Source organism: Planctomycetota bacterium, from assembly GCA_016207825.1.
Taxonomy (GTDB): Bacteria; Planctomycetota; MHYJ01; order JACQXL01; family JACQZI01; genus JACQZI01.
The window spans coordinates 1-21,596 of sequence record JACQZI010000008.1; the positions used below are offsets into that span (position 1 = coordinate 1).

Annotated in this window: 14 protein-coding genes; 9 read left to right on the forward strand and 5 right to left on the reverse strand. The window is 46.2% G+C overall.

All coding sequences use genetic code 11. From position 1 onward, the window contains the following. Window positions 1-134: 134 nt before the first annotated feature. Window positions 135-395, reverse strand: coding sequence for a hypothetical protein (locus HY811_03280; protein ID MBI4833831.1), 261 nt, complete (start codon window positions 393-395; stop codon window positions 135-137). A gap of 98 nt (window positions 396-493) precedes the next feature. Between HY811_03280 and HY811_03285 the strand changes: the two genes are divergently transcribed. From HY811_03285 to HY811_03310, 6 genes are all read left to right on the forward strand, one after another. Continuing rightward, the gene (locus HY811_03285; GenBank protein MBI4833832.1) at window positions 494-1,594 is read left to right on the forward strand and encodes a hypothetical protein; all 1,101 of its coding nucleotides are present in this window, start codon (window positions 494-496) and stop codon (window positions 1,592-1,594) included. Window positions 1,595-1,659: 65 nt separating this feature from the next. Beyond that, window positions 1,660-2,703 carry a class III poly(R)-hydroxyalkanoic acid synthase subunit PhaC gene (gene phaC, locus HY811_03290; protein MBI4833833.1) on the forward strand — a complete coding sequence of 348 codons (1,044 nt, stop codon included), beginning with the start codon at window positions 1,660-1,662 and terminating at the stop codon, window positions 2,701-2,703. A 66-nt stretch (window positions 2,704-2,769) separates the two neighbouring features. Then, complete coding sequence (locus HY811_03295) at window positions 2,770-3,177, forward strand: MaoC family dehydratase (protein ID MBI4833834.1); 408 nt, start codon at window positions 2,770-2,772, stop codon at window positions 3,175-3,177. A gap of 94 nt (window positions 3,178-3,271) precedes the next feature. After that, complete coding sequence (locus HY811_03300; protein ID MBI4833835.1) at window positions 3,272-3,547, forward strand: hypothetical protein; 276 nt, start codon at window positions 3,272-3,274, stop codon at window positions 3,545-3,547. Between the two features lie 273 nt (window positions 3,548-3,820). After that, the gene (locus HY811_03305; GenBank protein MBI4833836.1) at window positions 3,821-5,635 is read left to right on the forward strand and encodes an aldehyde ferredoxin oxidoreductase family protein; all 1,815 of its coding nucleotides are present in this window, start codon (window positions 3,821-3,823) and stop codon (window positions 5,633-5,635) included. A 145-nt stretch (window positions 5,636-5,780) separates the two neighbouring features. Beyond that, a complete protein-coding gene (locus tag HY811_03310) occupies window positions 5,781-7,451 on the forward strand; it encodes a carbon starvation protein A (GenBank protein ID MBI4833837.1) in 1,671 nt (556 codons plus the stop codon). 12 nt (window positions 7,452-7,463) lie between these two features. On the opposite strand, the gene HY811_03315 is transcribed toward HY811_03310, so the two are convergent. Continuing rightward, window positions 7,464-10,292: a chromosome condensation regulator RCC1 gene (locus tag HY811_03315; GenBank protein ID MBI4833838.1), complete on the reverse strand. Its 2,829-nt coding sequence runs from the start codon at window positions 10,290-10,292 to the stop codon at window positions 7,464-7,466. 50 nt (window positions 10,293-10,342) lie between these two features. Beyond that, window positions 10,343-12,508 carry a Flp pilus assembly complex ATPase component TadA gene (gene tadA, locus HY811_03320; protein ID MBI4833839.1) on the reverse strand — a complete coding sequence of 722 codons (2,166 nt, stop codon included), beginning with the start codon at window positions 12,506-12,508 and terminating at the stop codon, window positions 10,343-10,345. A gap of 328 nt (window positions 12,509-12,836) precedes the next feature. Between tadA and ung the strand changes: the two genes are divergently transcribed. The 3 genes from ung to HY811_03335 all read left to right on the forward strand — a co-directional run bounded on the left by ung (window position 12,837) and on the right by HY811_03335 (window position 15,310). Then, window positions 12,837-13,544, forward strand: coding sequence for a uracil-DNA glycosylase (ung, locus tag HY811_03325; GenBank protein MBI4833840.1), 708 nt, complete (start codon window positions 12,837-12,839; stop codon window positions 13,542-13,544). Window positions 13,545-13,909: 365 nt separating this feature from the next. Beyond that, on the forward strand, window positions 13,910-14,380 hold the full coding sequence (locus HY811_03330; GenBank protein MBI4833841.1) for a hypothetical protein: 471 nt from the start codon (window positions 13,910-13,912) through the stop codon (window positions 14,378-14,380). Window positions 14,381-14,449: 69 nt separating this feature from the next. Continuing rightward, window positions 14,450-15,310, forward strand: coding sequence for a hypothetical protein (locus tag HY811_03335; protein MBI4833842.1), 861 nt, complete (start codon window positions 14,450-14,452; stop codon window positions 15,308-15,310). A gap of 925 nt (window positions 15,311-16,235) precedes the next feature. On the opposite strand, the gene HY811_03340 is transcribed toward HY811_03335, so the two are convergent. Further along, entirely contained in the window at window positions 16,236-17,555 is a 1,320-nt protein-coding gene (locus HY811_03340; GenBank protein MBI4833843.1) for a PD40 domain-containing protein, read from the reverse strand. A 130-nt stretch (window positions 17,556-17,685) separates the two neighbouring features. Continuing rightward, the gene (locus HY811_03345; GenBank protein ID MBI4833844.1) at window positions 17,686-21,594 is read right to left on the reverse strand and encodes a DUF3857 domain-containing protein; all 3,909 of its coding nucleotides are present in this window, start codon (window positions 21,592-21,594) and stop codon (window positions 17,686-17,688) included. Window positions 21,595-21,596: the final 2 nt, after the last annotated feature.

Here is a 21,596-nt window from a genome sequence, read left to right on the forward strand (position 1 = left end):
CCATTCTGCCGAAGGTCCCTATTATCGGGTGTCCCCGAATCCCGCCTCAGCGGGAGGAGCGGGGCGGGAATGACATTTCATGTCACTTTGTCTTGAAGCCGGAGACCGCGGAAGATTATAGTTCGCTCAAGAATTTAACGATAAGAAGCGGGATTTGGATGCGCTTTACCGGTAAACCTCTTGATTTTTCGATGTTTCAAAGGAGAGCGGATGCGCCGCCTTTGAGCCGGATTATGGAGATGGATTTGGAGTGCTCGATGAATCCACCTGACTATATTTGACTTGCCGGTCACGCCCGCCTGACCGTCCGCCCGGACGAGCGCCCATTCGGACGGGGATGTCCAGTCGGGCAGGCCTGCCTGCCACGGCAGACAGGCCTTAACAAGAAAATTCACAGTAGCCCTAAATTTTGCTTGACTATTGTATACCCATTTGGTAGCATACCTCCCTTATTGAGTGATGCTTATTTGTGTTATTATAAAAGGAAATAAATATGAAATCTAAAGAACCAAAGAAAAAACAAGCGGGCAAAGAAGCCCCTCAAACTCCGTTTAATAACATGAACGAGGGTATGCAATCGTGGATGGAGATGTGGAAAAAATACGCCCAGGAGATGACCGGTATAGATTCCCCGACCGCGGCTTCTTCGTTTTATCCCGCCTGGCTCAAGACCTATGACGAATTCGCCAGGCATTTCATGTTTACGCCGATGAGCGGCGCCATGGGAGATATTTACCAGAAATTCGTTGATACCGCCAATATTTATACCTCGCTCTTCCATTCCTGGTCTGGTATCATGGAAAACACGGATAAGCAGATTACCTCGGAGCATCTTAAATCCTTCATGAATACCTGGCTGGAAAGCCAGAAGAATATTTTCAGCCGCATGTTCGGTTTGCCTCTGCCGGAGATGCCCGCGGATGTCACCGATATGAAGGAATGGGCCGAAGGGGTCAAACAATCCCTGGAAAACTGGCAGAAGATGTATAAGGAAAATTACCAGCCGATGATGGATAACTGGCGCAAGGCTTCCGAAGACGCCCTGGAAATGATGAAGCCCGGCGTGGCGCCCGCCAAAGCCAAGGAATTTTACAATGCCTGGATAAAGGGTTATGAATCCACTTTCGGCAAGTTCCTCAAAATGCCCATGATGGGCCCTTCCCGCAACGTTTCTGATAAGATGATGAAAAGCATGGATGCTTTTATCAAGTATTGCGGCTCGACGGCTGATTTTTACATGATGATGTATAGCCCGAGCACCAGCGCGATGGAAGAGCTTTCTAAAAAGGCATCAGAACTCCTTAAAGGCGACGTAACACCTGAAAAATACAAGGAGTTTTACGAGATGCTCGTGAAAACATTTGAGGATAAATTCTACGCGCTTTTCCGCACCCCGGCTTTTGCGGATATCATGAAAAGCACCCTGGATGCTTCCCTCAATTTCCGCCGCCATCATTTCGCCGTGATGGAGGAGATATTGAAAGGCACTCCTATTATTACCAGGAGTGAAATGGATGAAGTTTACCAGCAGCTTTATTCCTTGAAAAAACGTATTAATGAATTAGAAAAACATCTTAAGAATAAGAAGAAATAATTAAGAGGGAGTTAAACATGGTAGATAAAGAGGCGCAAACTAAAGAGCACAAACATGCCGCTTGGATGGAGGAAATGAGGAATATACAACAGCGGTTTATGCAGGGCATTGATATTTTAACCAAACCGCTGGATATCGAAGTGGGGATGACGCCGAAAGAATTGGTTTACCAGATAGATAAGGTAAAGCTTTATCACTATATCCCAGTTAAAGAGCATCTTTATTCGCCTCCAATTTTGATTTCTTACGCCCTGGTCAATAAGCAATATATGCTGGATTTACAACCCGACCGGAGCGTGATTAAATATCTCCTGAACCAGGGCCATGAGCTTTTTATCATTGATTGGGGCTATCCTTCCCCGGCTGATAAATACATTACCATGGAGGATTATATTGAGGAATATCTCGGCGGTTGTGTCGACAAGGTCTGTGAATTAACCGGCGTTTCCCAGGTGACCCTGATGGGCATTTGCCAGGGCGGGACTTTTTCCATCATCTACAGCGCGCTTCATCCGGAAAAAGTAAAAAACCTGGTCACTATCGTCACTCCATTTGATTTCCATACCGATACCGGCCTTCTTAATGTCTGGTCGAAGGATATGGATATTGATAAACTGGTGGATACGCTGGGCAATATACCGGGCGATTTCATGAATATCGGCTTTTTGATGCTTAATCCGTTCCGCCTGATGTTTGATAAGTATGTGGGTTTTGCCGAACATACGGACGATAAGGAGTTTGTCAATAACTTCATCCGGATGGAAAAATGGATATTCGATTCTCCCGACCAGGCAGGGGAGACCATCCGTAAGTTCGTCAAGGATTTATACCAGAAAAACCTCTTGAAGGAAAACAAGTTTACACTCGGTGATAATAAGGTTGATATAAAAAATATCACCATGCCGGTCTTGAATATCTTTGCAGAGTATGATAACCTCGTTCCCCCGGCCTGCTCCCGTACTTTCACGGATTATATCGGGAGCAAGGATAAGGAGATTGCCAGTTACCCGACTGGCCATATCGGCATATTCGTGAGTTCGCGTTCGCAGAAGGAAATATGCCCGCGCCTTAGCGATTGGCTGGTTAAGCACAGCACAAAGAGCAAATAATAAATTATGCGATAAGTTTAATTTTGCCCTTGACAAAAAGGGCGATGTTTGTATAATAATAAAAATATGAAATACGCAGACATAAAAATAGGGGACAAGGCTTCTTTTTCCAAGACCATTTCCGAAGCGGATATTTATACGTTTGCCGGGGTTTCAGGTGATTTTAACCCGGTGCATATTAACGAGGAGTTTGCCAAAAACAGCCTTTTTAAGACGCGTATCGCGCATGGCTTCCTGGTGGGGAGTTTCATTTCCACGGTTTTAGGCACCCAGCTGCCCGGCCCCAACACTATTTACCTGGCGCAGGACCTGAAATTCAAGGCGCCGGTAAAAATCGGGGAAACGCTGACCGCGGAATGCGAGGTCCTGGAAAAGAACGACGAAAAGAAGATTCTTAAGCTTAAAACAACCGTGCGGAACCAGTCCGGAGTTCCGGTTATCGAAGGAACTGCTACGGTGATGAAACCCGCCTGACCGGACGGGCAGGTACGAGAAGTAAATATCAAACGAGTTGTTTTACATTTTACACTTTAATGTGTAATGTAAAAATCGGAAGGGGGTGAAAAGGATGTTCGACCAACAGAAAGTTGCCCAGGAGGTTTTTAACCTGACTAAAAATTATTGGGCAACCACGATGGACATGATGTCCACGTTCCAGGAACAGAATGAGAAGATGTGGAATACTCTCCTGGACCAGGGATTAGTTGCGCAAAATGAAGGCAAAAAGATGCTTCAGGACTGGCTTAATCGGGCAAAACAAGCCCGGGAACAGTTCACCAAGACCATGGAAGATAACCTGAAAAAAGCCGAAAGCGCATTCGGTTCTTCTTCAAAGGCCAAGTAAGATTTAATATTAGGGGCGTCTCGGATTTACGTCGGGACGCCCTTTTCTTACTTACGCATTTCTTATAATACCCACCTGATAAGTATTCTATATTATTTGCAATAACGGGAAGTTTTGATTATACTGCTCCTGTTCTGTCTCTGTCATTCCCGCGAAAGCGGGAATCTATACATTCTAATATGGTCTGGATTCCCGTTGGAATTTATCCCGCACTCTGATGCGGGACGGAATGACGTTAAGTGAGGTGATAATAATTATGAAAGGAGTGCATCTATGTTAGGTTACGGCGGCAATATTTTAAGAATTAATCTCTCTAATGGTCAAATCACGAAATCTCCCACTCCTGAGAAATTGATAAAGGAATATATCGGCGGCCGGGGCTTTGCGGCAAAGATTCTTTATGACGAGCTAAAACCGGGGATAGATCCTTTCGGTCCTGATAATAAAGTTGTCATTGCTTCAGGTCCGCTTTCCGGCTTGTTCGTGCCGGGGGCAGGTAAAATCACTTTTGCCTCCAAATCTCCGGCAACTAATTCTTACGGCGATAGTAATATGGGCGGCCATCTTGCCGCTGAAATAAAATACGCCGGTTATGACGTAATTATCCTGGAAGGAACCGCTCCCAATCCTTCTTATATATACATAAATAATGATAAAGTTGAAATCCGCGATGCCGGCAAATACTGGGGCAAAGGCGCCATTACCGTGGAAAAGATGCTTAAGGATGATTTAGGCGAGGAATTCCAGATTGCTACCATCGGGCCGGCCGGTGAGAACAAGGTTAAGTTTGCATGCGTCTCGCACGATTTCGGCAGGCAAGCCGGCAGAACCGGCATCGGCGCGGTAATGGGGAACAAAAATATAAAAGCCGTGGCTATCAGAGGAAGCAAATCGCTTAAAGTAGCCGATCCCAAAGGATTGCAGGCGTTGACTAAAAAAGCAATCAGGGAATGCGCCGCGCATCCCGGATTCAAGACGTGGGTGGCCCAGGGAACCGCCTCGGTGACGGTCTGGTCCAATGAACAGGGTTCTTTCCCGACCCGTAATTTCCAGAGCGGTTGGTTTAAGGATTACCAGAAAATAAGCGGCGATGTCATGCTTAAGGAAACCATCATTACCAATAAAGCCTGCTTCGGTTGCCCGACTGCCTGCGGTAAATACGCTAAAGTAACTAAAAATGGCAAGCTTTATTACGTTGAAGGGCCTGAATACGAAACAGCCGCGCTTATCGGCGGCGATTGCGCCGTTGATAATATTACGGATTTGAGTTATGCCAACTGGCTCTGCGATGAATTGGGGCTCGATACCATCTCCGGCGGGAGCGTGGTTGCCTTTGCCATGGAATGTTACGAGAAAGGCATTATTACCAAGAAAGATACCGGCGGGGTGGAACTGAAATTCGGCGATATCAGGTCTTTTGATAAAATTATCAATATGATTGCCAAACGTGAAGGAATCGGCAATATCCTGGCTGGCGGCGTCCGTGAAGCCGCCCGTAAATTCGGCAAGGGCTCGGATAAATTCGCCATGCAGGTAAAAGGGCTTGAGATATCCGGTTACGAATCACGTAAAGCCCCGGCAATGTTGCTTGCTTATATGACCTGCGATATCGGCGCTCACCATAACCGCGCCTGGGCTATCACCCACGATATCGCCGCGGGCCGTGATAAAATAGAGGGCAAAGCGCCTAAGGTTATCGAACTCCAGCACCTGAGGCCTCTTTTCGATATGGTCGGTTGCTGCCGTTTGCAATGGATAGAAACCGGCATGTCCCCGGAATATTACCCTAAAATGCTGAAAGCCGCAACCGGCTTGGATTACACTCTTGAGCAATTGCTTAAATGTTCGGAACGCGTCTGGAACCTTAACAGGTTGTTCCTGATACGGGAAAATAAGGATTACGGGCGCCATTTTGATTATCCTCCCGCCAGGTTTTATGAGGAAAAAGTTCCCGACGGCCCGACACAGGGCAGTATCGTTAAAAAGGAAGATATCGAACGGCTTCTCGATGAATACTACGCCTTACGCGGTTGGGATAAAAACGGTAAGCCGACCCAGGCAAAGCTTAAAGAATTAGGCCTGGCGTAAGAGCCTGTTTCACAACCTTTTTTTTGTCATTTCTGCGGAAGCCCGCCTGACCGGACGGGCAGGCAGGAATCCAGGATCCCCCGTCTGGACTATAGTGACAGAAGGGGCGTTTATTGGTTATGAAATACGCTCTAAGTTTTCGTTTATGAGTATGTTACCCGTTGTGTCAATCGGGTTGCTTTTGCTCCTGGCCGGATATGTTTTTTACGGTCGGTTCCTCTCCCGCTATTTTCAGCTCGACCCAAAGGCACGCACTCCTGCCGTAGAATTAAATGATGGTGTTGATTACGTCCCGGCTGATAAATCATTGCTTTTGGGGCAGCATTTCTCGGCTATTTCCGCCGCCGGACCGGTTGTCGGGCCGATTATGGCCGGTTTGTTATTCGGATGGCTGCCGGCAATGATATGGATTATCGTCGGTTCCATATTTATCGGCGGGGTCCATGATTTTTCCACGCTTATAGCTTCGGTCCGCCATAAGGCGCTTTCCATCGGTGAAATTGTCAAGCAGCATATCAGCAAGACCGGTTTTTTATTGTTCCTTATTTTCATCTGGTTTACACTCATATATGTGATAATCGCGTTTGCCGATATTACGGCTAATACTTTTATGACAAAAGAAGCCGGTACGGCATACGGTCCGGCCGTAGCTATTTCATCTGTCGTATACCTGGTTTTGGGATTGGTCATGGGCGTATGTTTATACAAATTCAAGGTGCCGTTGTGGCTGGCGACCGTGATTTTTATTCCGCTGGTATTATTTTCCACCTGGGTTGGGCCAAGGCTGCCGGAAGGAATCTTTAATATATTTGCCGCACCTGGAGTAAAAGGCTGGAGTTTTATACTTTTAGTTTATTGCTTTATCGCCGCGGTTATCCCGATGTGGCTCTTGCTCCAGCCGCGCGGTTACCTGGGCGGATGCTTTTTATACGGCACTATTTTCGCCTGTTTAGTAGGGGTGTTTTTCGGTGATTTCAATATTACTTATCCGGCGTTTAACTTGAAAGGATTATCCAGCGCTTTTAACGAGACCAAATCAGTTTTTCCGGTGTTATTCATTACCGTTGCTTGCGGGGCGATTTCCGGCTTCCATGCGATTGTCGCATCCGGCACTACTTCCAAACAAATCAAATACGAAACGGATACCAAACCTGTCGGTTACGGCAGCATGATTCTGGAGGCGGTGGTTGCCATCTTTGCGCTTTCCACCATAATGTTTCTTATCCCTGACCCCGCCAACCTGAAAAAAGACCCGAGTAATATTTATGCCAATGGCGTGGCAAGCTACGCGGGACTTCTGGGAATAGATTTCAGTATCGCTTATCCTTTTGCGCTCCTTGCTTTTTCCACTTTCGTTTATGATACGCTGGATGTCTGCACCAGGTTAGGCAGGTATGTCTTCCAGGAATTGACCGGCTGGCGGGGTAAGATTGCCCCTTACGTAGCGACCTTAGCAACGCTCGTTATCCCGTTTGTTTTCCTTTCCGTTACCGGCGAAAAAGCCTATAAGGTTGCCTGGGATGTTTTCGGGACAAGCAATCAGCTTCTGGCCAGCCTGACTTTATTGGGAATTTCCGTCTGGCTCTGGCGCAAAGGGAAAAATCCTTTGGTGACATTAATCCCCATGCTTTTTATCATGGCAATGACTTTTTGGTCTTTGGCGCTTCTCATTATACCGCGCACCGGCTCCGTTTTTAGCGGGACAGGCCTTGATACGCAGGGCATGGTGATATTGGTTTCTTCTTTGATACTCTTTATCCTGGCCCTTTGCGTTATCGTGGTGACCGTTGCCGTAATTCTCCGAGGGAAAAAGTAATCGGCCTCTTGATTACTCCCCGACCTTGGTTGGCGTGGTTTTGTCCGTATAATCGTTCACTCCCAATTGCCCCGCGTCATTGAGTCCCCATGTCCAGATGGTTCCGTCATTTTTCAATGCAATATTATGCCGGCTTCCTGCGGATATCATTGACCAACCCGTTGAATTGCCTATTTTCGTCGGGATAAGTTTTTCCGTTCCCTCGCCGCTGTCGCCCAGTCCCAATTGCCCGTGATTATTGAATCCCCATGCCCATAATGTCCCGTCGTTCTTGGTGGCAATGGAATGATATTCACCGGCTGAAACCTTTGCCCAGTCGGAATCCATTCCCACGCGCGTCGGCGTGTTTCTGTTTGTGATGTCGTTCAATCCCAATTGACCGTCGTTATTAAGGCCCCAGGCCCATAATGTGCCGTCTGATTTTACGGCCAGGGTATGGTATTTGCCGCCGGCAATCATATTCCAGTTATTAGCGCTTCCGACCTGGTTTGGTGATGTTCTCTCTGTCCCGCTGCCGCTCGTGCCCAGGCCCAATTGCCCGTATTCATTATTGCCCCATGCCCATAATGTCCCGTTGGTTTTTATGGCAAGGGTGTGATAACGCCCGGCCGCTATTTTCAGCCAGTTGGTTTCACTGCCCATTTGCGCCAGAATTGTTCGCCTGGTATAATCTCCTAATCCGAGTTGTCCGTATCCGTTATAACCGCATGCCCAGATCGAGTTGTTGTTTTTCCTGATGATGGAATGCAGTTCTCCTGCCGCGATATCGAACCAATCCGTTGAAGAAGGATTCGTTATTTGTTCCGGAGATGTTTTTTCCGCTCCGCTTCCCCAGATAATAAGCCCTAACTGGCCGTCGCTGTTATATCCCCATGACCATAACGAGCCGCCTATTTTTACGGCCATGTTATGGTAGCTCGTGGCTAATATCGTATCCCAGTTATATAAAGTGCCGATACGTGTCGGCACACTTTTATTTGTTCCGGTCCCTTTGGTTCCTAGTCCCAGCTGGCCGTCATCGTTATCTCCCCACGACCAGATGCTGTTATTGCTGGCGATTGCCACACAGTGGGAGTATCCGGCAGAGACTTTCAGCCAACTGCCGTTTGTGGTATTGCTGGAAGTGTTGGAAGCAGCGCTGTCCCCGAATCCGTTATACGCCTTGACGAGATAATAATAGGTGGTCAACGGTGAAAGCCCGGTATTTGAATATGAAGTTACATTGGCGTCAAGCGTGGCGATTTGGGTGTAATTCCCGCTTGACCCGATTTTACGCCATATTTTAAACCCAAGTTCATTGGAAGAATTATCAAGCCATCCCAGGTTAATTTGCGAAAGCGATATTACCGTATTGCTCAAACTTGTCGGCGCGGCCGGAATCCCTGTTGCCGGTTCGGGCAAATCGCGGTCATCGGTGTCATCAAGTCCCAGTTGCCCCGAGTCGTTTTTACCCCAGCTTGATATGGTCTTGTTGGTTTTTAGAGCCACTGAATGATAATCTCCGGTCGTAACATCTGCCCAGTTTGTTTCCGAGCCGACTTTTGTCGGAGCGGTTCGGCTTATGGTATCGCCCAGTCCCAATTGCCCGTAGTCGTTTGCTCCCCAGGCCCATAATGAGCCGTCGGTTTTTATCGCCATCGTATATCCGCTGCTTATTGAGACGGTTGCCCAGTTCGTATCGGTTCCCACCCTGGTGGGGATGGTTCGGCTTATGGTATCGCCCAGTCCCAATTGCCCGTAGTCGTTTGCTCCCCAGGCCCAAAGCGAGCCGTCTGTTTTAACGGCAATCGTATATCCCTTGCCTGCGACGGCGCTTGCCCAATCCGTATCGGTTACTACTTTGGTTGGTTCGGTGCGGCTTAAGGTGTCGCCCAAGCCCAGCTGTCCCGAATCGTTTTTGCCCCATGCCCACAGGGTTTTATCCGTCTTTATGGCAACAGTGTAGCTTTCCCCGGCGGAAACTTTATCCCAGTCCATATCATTTCCTATTTTGGTGGGGGAGTCTTCGTCATCCGTATTTCCCTTTCCCAATTGCCCCCAATCATTTTTACCCCATGACCAGATGCTTTTGTCGTCTTTGACGGCAAGCGAGTGGAAATCGCCGGCGCTGATTATTTTCCAATCATTGTCAGTTCCAATTTGTGTCGGCTGTGTCTTTGTTAAAGTGTCGTTGGTTCCAAGTTGTCCAAAGTCGTTCCTGCCCCATGCCCATAAGGTGCCGAGTGTTGTCAGGGCGAGCGAATGGAAATCCCCGGCGGCTGTCTTTGACCAGTTTGAAGCACTCCCTATTTTCGTGGGACTCGTCCTGTTATTGGCATCGCCCAGCCCTAATTCGCTGTAGGAATTATTTCCCCATGCCCAGATAGTCCCGTTAGTGGAAATTGCTAGGGTGTGCCCTCCGCCGGCGGCTACTTCTAACCAGGCGTCGTAAGTGGTTGCGTTTGCCTCGTTGGAATAATTACTGTAGCCGTAAGGGTTATAACTCCTGATTTTGTAATAATAATCGGTTGAAGGCATGAGCCCGGTATCCGAATAAGATGTCACGTTCGGCCCGACCGCCGCAATCTGTGCGTAAGTTCCTCCGGGCCCGGTCTTGCGTTCTATCTTGAATCCTGTTTCATCCAAAGAGGCATCTGTCCAGGAAAGGTTAATCTGCGATGTATTGACGGCGTTTGCGGCCAGTAATAACGGTGTGTTAGGGCCCGTGAGGGCTCCACTGCTTCCGGAAGCGGTGGTATCGTCATTGTCGTTGCTTTTGTTCCAGCAGCCTTTGGCACCGGTAAAAAAGGCAAGGGCAAATGAAAGAAGGAGAGTGATTCCTATTAATACGCGGTTTTTCATACAACCGAATAACTTTGATTCCAGCTTCTGCCGCGGGGTATTCGGGATATCTATTCCGCCGGTTCTTCTTCAGCTTGCTGGCTGGTTACATATTGGTCGAGGATTGCTTTATCGTCGCTGGCAATATCCAGGTAATACGCGGCTACCGTATAACGGCCTGTCGCTTTTGATTCGCTTATCCGTACCACGCGCATCATGCAATCTATTTTCGTATGGTGTTCGGGAACTTCCACATTCAGTTTGAGGATGCTTCCGATAGCCAATAATTCCTTGGTATCAAAGGAAATGCCTCCCGCGCTGATATCCGTTGCGACCGATTTGACCGGCTTGGCGGTGAGTTCCTCAGCGCTGTCCATGGATTTTTTATATACGGTATATTCAATCGGAATCCTGGAGCGGATTCTTTGGTAAGTCCGGGGTTTTATCGCGGTTGGCTTGGATTGCGGAGCCGGTGTTGCGACCTCTTCCGGTTCAGGCTTAGTTGCCTCTTTGGGCTTTTCCTCAACTACTTCTTCAGCCGGGGTGACCCTCAAGACTTCCTCCGGCGTGGTTACGCCCTGGCTTACCTTTTCCCAGCCGTCCAGGCGCAGGGTTTTCATTCCGTATCTTAAAGCCACCCGGCGTATATCATCCGATGACGATTTGACGAGTATTAATTTCTTTATCGCTTCATTCAAAATCATTATTTCATAAAGGGCAGTCCGGCCGTGATAGCCGGTAAAATTGCATGTCTCGCACCCTTTGCCCCGGTAAACCGTTACCTGCTTTTTAGCCCTAAGCTCCCGCGTGATTTGGGCAACCACTTCCGGCAATACGGATTTATCTTCCTCGCGGCAGTCCGGGCAGATTACCCTGACCAGGCGCTGGGCGACAAAGGCTTCGACCGATGAGGCGATTAAATACGGCTCCACCCCCATATCAATCAAACGGGTAACACCTCCGGCCGCGTCGTTTGTGTGCAAGGTGGAAAAAACCAGGTGTCCGGTCAAAGCCAGGCGGATGGTGATTTCCGCCGTCTCAAAGTCGCGCACTTCGCCGACCATGATGACGTCCGGGTCGTGGCGCAGGATACTCCGCAGTCCCATTGCGAAAGTTAGCCCGATTTCCGGGTTTACCTGTATTTGCGTGATGCCTTCCATTTCGTATTCAACCGGGTCTTCTATGGTAATGATTTTCACTTCGTTAGTATTTAGTTTATTAAGGGAACTGTAAAGGGTGGTGGTTTTGCCGCTTCCGGTCGGTCCGGTGACAAAAATGATGCCGTGCGGTTTTTCAAGCAGGTTTTCTATTACTTTGGTGTCAACCGGATTTAAGCCCAGGTCGCTTAAGTTATGGAGGAGCGTCATGGGTAATAACCTGATGACGATGCTTTCCCCGTAGGGCGTCGGGATAATCGAGATTCTTAAATCCAGCGTTTCCTTATCCGTCTTGACGACACAGCGCCCGTCCTGGGGGAGCCGGCGTTCCACGATATTAAGGTTGGATATAATTTTTATGCGGGAGATTATCGCGGAGAAAAAGTTACGGATGGCCGGGGGAACATTGGCGTCAAAAAGCACGCCATCCACCCGGTAACGCAGGCGAATCTTACCACGGTATGGCTCTATATGGATATCCGTTGCGCGGCTCTTGTGCGCTTCCAGGATAATCTGGTTGACCAGTTTTATGACGGAGGCGTCTTCAGATGATTTTTCTATTTCTTCCACCTTGTCGCTGGTGATTTCCTGGGAGACCGGAATCGCCGTGCTCTGGGTCATTATTTTCTCGATTGTGTCTGCGGCCAGGCCGTAATACTTCTTTATGGCGTCCATTACCTCAAGGCGGCTTGCCAGGGAAAGGGCGATTTCATAGCCCAGGTTTAGGCGCATTTCGTCCTTGGTCCGCAAATCGTAGGGGATGGGGGAGGCGATGGTCAGGATATTACGTTCCAGTTTTATCGGGATAAAACGGTAATGGGCGACGAAACGGATGGGTATCTTTTTAATCAGGCTTTTATCAATGGTAAAATCACGCAGCTTGATTAACGGGATGGAATGCTGGGATGAGATTGTTTTAAGGACATCATCTTCCTTGACCGAACGCAGGCGGCTCAAGATTAAGACCAAGGGCTCCCCTGTCTGCTCGTGCTTTTTCATTGCCTCGTTAAGGATATCCTGGGAGATTACCCCCTGCTTTAAGAGTGTTTCGCCTAATGAAAGTTCTGAAGAATTTGCCATTATAATATTCCCTTTCGTAAGTAAGCTGATTTAGCAGATTGGGCTGATTTTTGGATATTATTTGGTTCCGCTTAATCCGCTCAATCCGCGTCCTAAAAGCATTTAATATAATTATCGGCTTTTGCGTCCATTATTATACATTAATCCCCAAAGTGGTCAAGTGTTTTTTTAGGCGGGCGTAATTAAGCTTGACTTCGCCCTGAATAATGATATTCTACCGTGAAAAGAAACAGGACAAGAGTCAACTGGTTAATTAGTTAATTGGTTGATTAGTTAATCAAAATGATATCCTTGGAATTAAACGATAATAAGGCAAAACATGAGCGATATGAGTTCTGAAATCAAATTGCATCCTTCCTGGCTTAGTCTGCTCAAAGATGAATTTGAGAAAGCCTATATGAAGGAATTAAAGCAATTCCTGGTGAAGGAAAAAGAGCGGAAGAAAGTGATATTCCCGCCGGGGAAACTGATTTTTAACGCGTTTAATTCAACGCCATTCGACTCGGTTAAAGTGGTTATTCTGGGGCAGGACCCTTATCACGGACCTAAGCAGGCACACGGATTGTGTTTCTCCGTCCTGCCGGACGTGCCTTTGCCTCCGTCGCTGGTGAATATATTCGAAGAGATTCACCAGGATTTGGGCGTTCCGATACCGGACCATGGGTATCTCCAATCCTGGGCAGGGCAGGGAGTATTATTGCTCAACGCGATATTGACGGTTGAACGGAACCGTGCCGGCTCCCATCAAGGGCATGGCTGGGAGCAGTTTACCGACCGGGCGATTCAATTGTTAAATGAACGGCGCGAGGGGCTGGCCTTTTTATTATGGGGCAGTTACGCGCAGAAGAAGGGTGAGTTTATTGACCGGCAGAAACATTTGGTATTGGAAGCGCCGCATCCCTCGCCGCTCTCGGCACACCGTGGTTTCTTCGGCAACCGGCATTTTTCCCAGGCGAACGATTATCTGGCTAAACAAGGGCAAACCCCGATTGATTGGCAACTGCCCCCGTTAAGCCAATTGCAGAATGCTGGTTAATAATCCTAATTCAGCTGATTTTTCTAGTCAAAATATTAGGGGAGTGGTTAATTTAAGTTGTTAGTTATCAGTTATTAGTTAACTCGGCGTCTCCGGAATTATATTGGTGTGAGATATGAAATATCTAGTTGTTTTATTGAATCATTTAGATTGGATTATCGAATTGTTTTGTGGGGTTTATCTTTTGCTTGTGATATATAGGGTTTTACCCAGAAAGCCGAAAGACCCGAAGGCAATAGATTTATGGCTTAAGAAATACGGAACATTAATGAAAATATTTGCTTTATTTCTGATAATACTTGGAATACTTCATTTTTTAAAGCAGTGTTTCGATATAAAGATAATTCCTTAAAAAAGAAGAAACTATGAAACAAACTTATTGTTGCGCTAATTTTCGGAAATACGTAAAAAAGAATAAGATAAAGCGGATTAAAAGCAAGCGTAGCTTTTCATTATGGGCTGTTCCCAAAGCATTTGAATTATATCACTGCCCGTTTTGTGGAAAGTATAACGGGAAAGGTGATATCCATATTGATTTCGTGGCATTGCCTGTAAAGCAAAGGGAAGATGCTTTAAAGAAACTAAAACCTTTCCTCAAGACTAAAAAAGGGAAATATTGCTGTGGTAGATTTAAGGATGCGGTAAAGGAAGAAGAATTTATCTCTGCATATAGGTATGGGAAAGGTATTGAGGAAACCTCATGGGTTATCCCGGGATTTTATCATTTATATTTCTGTCCGTTTTGCGGAACTTATATCAAAGGACGCGGTTATGGCGTCCCTCCCGAACCATACAAAAAGGCTGACAGAGAAAAGCTAATAACGTTTGTTTCGTAAAGGATGGCGGAACCGTCTCTGATTCCCTAAAGCATAATAAAAAGTTGCTGTGTCACTGGATATTAAGATATGGATGCTAAAAAAGAGGTTAAAATTACTGATATAGATAAATACTTCCAGGAGTGGTTAGAACAATATATCAAGTGTTACGCAATTGGGCTTACAAAAATACAAAGCAACAAGAATATATCTGATTCGGTTTTGCTAGGCTCCGGCACTTTAATTAAAACACAGAATACTTATGGCATTCTTACTGCTCAACACGTAGCGGCCACCCTTAAAGATTCTAATGAATTAGGCCTTATTATATCAGAAATTGAGCATCGTCATATTGTTTTTATAAAGGATATTCTTGAAGTTGCTAAACCACTTGATTTATCAGATTATTCCCAAGGGCCTGATTTAGCGGTTATAATTTTACCACCAGAGGCAATCGGTACATTAAAAGCAAAAAAATCATTCTTTGATATATCCTATAAACGAGAAAAAAGGCTAAAAGAAGCCGTAAATTATGAAGAAGGAGTATGGTTTATTTGTGGTTTTCCTGAGGAGTATACAAAAAAAGTATCTTCAACGCAGGGATATAATTATGCAAAAGAGTTTTATTGTATATGTGGCGAAACCCCTATACACCCAATACAAAAAGAACATATTAATGGTGATTATGATTTTGTAGAAGGCGGGGTTAATTATAATGTTGATAAAACATTACCTGGTAGTTGGTGTGGTATAAGCGGTGGTGGATTATGGCATTTGTTACTTAAAGAACAAGAAAACGGGTCTATTAATGTTGATGACACTATTTTGTCTGGCGTGATTTTCTATCAAACAGAAAAGAAAGAAAATAAGCGTTATATTAAGTGTCATGGTCACTATAGTATTTACGAAAAGGTCTATAAAGCAATAATACAAAAGTATTCCGATGGATAATGTCTACTACATCTCACTCTCTTATCCACTCCCTGCCATGGGGTAGGATAGTGGGTGCCGGACTCATAGATACAGAGTACTATCCGGTAGGATACGGGATACTCTGGGGATATTACAGCTATACAGACGGCGTATCCCTGCATCACCGGATACCTATCCCAAGATTACAGAGTATATATCCTATGATTAGTAATGCCATATCCGTAGATGGCTAATGGCGTATCCCAAGATTACTAAGTATGTATCTGTAGATGACTAATACCGTATCCTGATATTACAGGGTACATATCTATGGATTAGTGACGGCATATCCGTAGATAACAGGATACCTATCCCTATATTACTAATAGTGTATCCGTAGATAACCCATAGCCTATCCCAATACTACTAACGGGATATCCGTAGATTACAGAGTATATAGGGGTAGATATGGAGTAGGGTAGGAGTGGGGTATCCCCACCCCCAAAAAAGCCAACTGCACCAAAAAGGCAGTTTTAACGCAATATAACGAGGATTCAGCCTGTTTTTGGATTTATTCAGATTTTTCACTGCACCAAAAACTCACTTTTGTGTGCACTTAACTGCACCAAAAACCATGTTTTTTGGGTATTTTGTAAGCTGATTAAGCAGATTTAGCTGATTAACCCTTTGTCCTCTGATAAATCTGTGTAATCTGTGGCTTATATTGAGAATGGCATCAAATATACCTGCCTCGCCGGCAAGGCGGGTGCATTTTTATACCCATAGTTCCCTTTTTCAGTTGACAAAGTTCCCTTTTTGAGTTGACAAAGTATCGTGCTACAGTTGGCGCCCATTAGGAATAATGGTTATTTCCGTCCCCTTAAATTAGGCGTGGCGGTTGGAAGATATTATCTGCGTAGAGTAGAAAAGATTAGCCACAGAGGCACAGAGAACACAGAGGGGATTATTTGGTTTCTTCTAGGCCGAATTTAAAGAATTCGTAAATATCGTCTAAGGCATGTGACCATTGGAGATTAAAATAACCTCCGGAAGTTGTGAGTTTTTTAATATTTGAGCCGTCAGCATTCATCGTGTAAATATTACAAGCGATTCTTTCATTAGTCTCTTTGTTTATTACTTCTCTTGAAGAAGTGAAAGCTATTTTAGTCCCGTCCGGGCTCCATGTCGGTGAAGAATCGGTTCCACTATCCGTTAATTTCGTTATTTTTTTAGTGGCGACGTTTAATATATAAATATTTCCTTCTAGATGATGCCAGTCCGGAAAACCAGTAATGCCCGGCATAGCGGAAATATCTTTTTCTTTTCCGCAGACAAAGGCGATTTTGGAGCCGTCCGGATTCCAGGCAGGGTAAAATAGGCTTTTAAGTTCGTCGTTGCTTTCCAATAATAATTCCTCCTTACCCCAATTTAAGCCGGCTTTGTTTAGACGGAATTTATCCAGATTGCTGAAATATGAAACATAAACAAATTCATCACGGTTTCGGTTCCATGATAAAAAGTATTTTTCTGGTGTCATATCAGCGGAGGATAATATTTGTTCACGCATTATCTCCTCTTTTTCAGCTAAATCTAATTTTTGAATCTCTCGTTCCATAATAAATATAATATGGCTTTCTTCATGCGGAGACCAGGCAAGATAACTTATCTTTTCCATAAAACCTTTTTTCCTAATGACTTCTTTATTAGAACCATTTATATCCATACAAGAGATTTCATAATCATGTAAATCTTCTTTTTTCGTAACAAAGGCGATTTTAGTGGCTTTGCCGTTCCAGACCGGCGAGAAGTGTTCGTAACCGTCATCTGTCAGCTTTTTTTCGCTGCCATCAAGGTTTACCAGATAGATATCATTTTCCATGCCTGCGGTACATAGGATGCCCGGTGTGCCGATAAGTGGGTAGAAACTTTTTAATAGAAGCTTTAATCTGTTCTTGATTTCCGGATTATCCTTTTGTAAATATTGCTTGACGGTTAGCGCTAATGATTGCAATTCTTTTTTTATATCAGGTGAGTGATTAGAGCGATATTGCTTAATTAGGTTTTTCCCATAGGCTTGCAGGGCTTCCTGCGCCTTTTCCCGCGTTTCCCAATCGTCGCTTCCGAGCTGGGAGATTAGTAGTGAGTAGTCAGTAGTGAGGGGTGAGGATTTAATTTCTTCGCTATCTACTCGATGCTCGCTACTCGGTGCTGGTTCTGTCGTGCCGCATCCAATCACCCCGACCAGCATTAATAAAGCTGATATGATTTTTATTCCTGTTCCCATGGCTTCCTTATTATAATTTGTTATATTTTAATTTAAAATCCCTGTTAAGTCAAGCGGTTTTTGGGGTTATCGTTTGTCACGGTGGGGACCGGACAACTGATTACCCACGCACCACCATGGGGTGCGGGTTTTACTGCTTGAAGGTGATGGTTATTTCCCGCTCTTCTTCCCGCGCGATGCGGTTCACGAATTCGCGGAATTCCTTGTAGTCCTTTGCCGGGATGCGCCTGGTTTTAAGCGTTATCTTTTCCGTAAATACAATCCGCTCATTATCACCTTCGTTCGCGGCTGGCGTGATTTCATACGTAATCTTAAATGTCCCGAATTTGGTCGCCAGCTCCACTTTTCCCGGAAGCGATTTTACCTGGGCATCCAAAGGCAGGATGAATTCATTGCGGATGGAATCCTCATAAGGGAATTTGTTAATCGGCAATAATAAATCAAACTTCCTTTCCGATAGGGCAGTCAGCCCGTAAAGCCCCTGCGGAGCGATGGGTAAATCCCGCCCTGTTTTAGGAGGGAAGAGAACCGCTTTAAAAGATAAATCCTTGGTGCCTTCTTTTGCCCCATTCTGCCGAAGGTCCCCATTATCGGGTGTCCCCGAAGCAAAGCGGAGCGGGGCCTGGGCTAATTTCGGGATATTCGCATCAACCGTAACCGAAGGAGGGGTTTCCAGTTCACCCAGAGCAGATGTCTTTACCGAATTCACCGTGGTCCCGCCGTAAAGGTTGCCCAGCATTCTTTCCATTATCAGGCTGCTTTTAGCCGGGTTAAAGAAATAATACCTTATCTCGCCCCCTCGCTCGCCTTTAAAGAGCATCTTCATATTAAGCCGCGCATTGCCTTTTTTGTCAAGCCGGATGGTGTTAATTTCTCTGCGGCTGTTATCTTCCGGGGCTAACGGAGGTATTTCTTTTATCGCGCCGCCGGTTTCATTCAAGACCAGTACCTTGGAATCCGTATCCGCTGCCGGGACCGTGCCCATGGCGTTAAAGACGGCTGTTCCATCCAGCCAGAGTTCCTGCCCGTTTTCAAGCTGGACGTAAGAGATGCAGTGGTTAAAATGTTCCACCATGGGGAGTGTTAGGTCATCTTTGCCTTTCGATTCTTCGGCGTAAATCAAAACCGGGTAGGCGGTTATTCCCATATCGTTCAGAAAGACGTTAATCATGGTTGCTTTGTCTTTGCAATCGCCGAAGCGCCGGGCGAATATGGTAGAGGCGCGGTAGGGCTTCCAGCCGTGGATTCCGTATTCCCAGGCGACGTATCTTATTTCGCTTATGACATAGGTATAAACCACCCAGATTTTCGCCTCAATTGGTGCGTTCGGCTTGATATAGGGTTTAAGGGTATCGCGCATTTCATCCGTTATATCATACTGCCGTTTTATCAGGTTCCAATACCATTTGCCGAATTCTTTCCAGCCTTTTTCACCGGCCGGGTAAGAAGAAACCTCCAGGCGCGGCGCGGTTTCTTCCAATGGCGGCATCAAAGGCTCGGGTGTAAATCCGGAGAGGTTAGTAAGTTCCCATAGGTAGATGGTCTTGCCTTCTTCCTTAATGATTTTCGATTGATTTTCCGGCAGGGGTGAATTTTTCAAGTTAAAGTAAATGGGTTTATCCGGCGGGGCAATCAGTATGTAGCCTGCCTTATAAGCCGGGTTGGTTTTGGTGAAATAAAAAGAATCGCCGAAGTAATCTCCGAAAAACCCCACCTGGGTATCATCGCGGCGGTATTCCAAATCTATAAGGGCATTTTCTTCCAGCGGCGGCAAATCCATGGCGTATCCGCCCTGGTAGGTCGCATCAGCGCGCCGTCCATCCGGATAAATCACCCGTGCAGTGAGCATCTTGATTCTTTGCCGTTCGGGATTGTAGGAAAGCGTGACTTTCTGGAAATCCTTGATGCCTTTTTCGTTGAGTATCCGGATAATCTGGTGGATATATTTACGGCAGGTGCCGTCTTTGTTAATCTTGTTTACGGATTGGTTAAGGAGGAAATATGCGGAGCCTTCCAGATCCGTTGGTTTTTCTTTGGATTGTTCCCGCTCTTGGAGGATGGTTTCCAGCCCAATCTTATAAGGCGTTTCGAAAGATTCTGATGAGCTTTCCACCCATTCCATATAGCGTTGTAACCACAGGTAATTCGGGTTTACCAGGAGCGCCTTTGCCCAGGAAACCCTGGCTTCGTCAATATTGCCGAGCTGCCGGAGATATTGCCCCTCCAGCCCAAGCGCGAGGTAATTATCCGGGCAAAGCTCCAAGGCCTTCCTGGTTTCCTTGAGTGCTTTTTCATTATCATTCAAGCCTTCCATTATTTTGGCGCGCGCTATATAGGATTCAACCGGGGATAAGCCCAGCCAGATGGAAACATCGTGCAGTTGTAAAGCCTGTGCCAAGTGTCCCCTTTTTACCAGGATATCAATCATGCCGTTCCGGGCTATGAAATCGGTGTAATCCACGTTCCGTAGGATATGCTGGTAGATAAGGAAAGCCTCATCCAGACGGTTGGTATTTAAAAGCCAGAGGGCGTAATCGTATTGGAGCGGAAGGTAATCCGGATTTTTCACGGATAATGATTTCAGGTTGGAGAGCTTTTCGTTTTCAAATCTTTTCGCCTCGAACCATTTTATTTCCAGGTGCCTGGCTGGTGTAAAATCAGGATTTACCTTTACCGCGCGGTCGAGGTAATCGCGTGTCTTAGTGAGGTTCTTCATGGAGTAAAAATAATATTCGGCAAGGCCGGTAAGCGCCTGGAGGTGTTCTGGTGAGAGTCCCACGGTCATTTCCATGAGTTCCCGGTAGGCGTTTTCATCCTTTTCCGAGGGCGAAAGCGTTTCATCCTTAAGCGATTTCGCCAGGTAGTAATAATAATATGCCTGGTTTAAAGAAGCGCGGGCGGTATGGAGAAACGCTTCCCTTTCCGCCGGTTTGTGCCGGTCAGAATCCGAGCGCGCCTGGTGTATGATGCCGGCATAGAAAGAATAACCGGCCTTTTCCGGGTAGCGCCGGGAGATTTTTTCCAGGTATTCCAGGGCGCTTTCCGTTAAACGCGGTTTCTTGCGGGTGGGATTTTCCGGCAGTAGAATATCCTTTATTTCTTCCTCGCGCGAGGCGTATTTTAAGCCTGTTAACGGTGCTCCATCCGCAGAGGTTATCCTTAAGCGGAAACCGCGCCCGTAACCGGTGGAAGAGGCTTTTACCAGTATTTCATTCCATCCTTTTTCGAGTGTTCCCGCGGCAATATTCTGGTCAAGTGTGGCGCGTGCACGCTGGATATCATTGTAATACAATAAAGTTTCGTTAAGCCAGAGCTTGATTCCTTCCTCGCAGGCAATCCGGAAATTTACCGGCCTGGTTTCTTCGGAAAAGACGTAGGTGAGCGCATAGGCAATGTAATTATCGTTCGGGCTCAAATAATTTGAAAGGTTCATATAACCGCCTGAAATATCGTTTAGGGATATATGGCGCCAGGAGACGCTCTTTTTCCTGCCGTCGTAGCTTGCATTTAAGTCTATGGCGTTTTCCGGCTGGTAGGGTGTGTTGAAGCCGGAGCCGTTTTCGTTATCAAAGGGGCCGATAACCTGCCAACTGTTGACAAAGCCGAGTTCAGAGAATTTTTCCCTGCCTTGGGCGGTGTCGTTGGTTTTGCAGCATAAGATAGCGAGGTAATATTTTACCCAGGAGGAAAATTCCGGCAGGGTCTGGTATTTTTCAACTTTGGAGAGGAGTTTTACGGCGTCTTTGAACCGGTAATTTTCCGAATAAAGCCCGACCAGTTTATGGAGGTATGCCTCGCTTATTGCCGTATAGAGTTTCTTGTCGTCGCCTTTTACTATTTCCTGTTCCTTTAACAATTCCATCAATGCCTGGCTAAGGTAATCGATTGATTCCTCAAAATCGCCCCGGCTTTCGGCAGCCAGGATCTTTTCATCCGTTTTATTTAGGAAGGAAAGCGTGTTGTCGGATTGCGGCCAGGACGGCGAGAGACAGATTAAGAAGAGGAAGACAATCGCTAATTTGATGTTTTTAAGGCGCATGG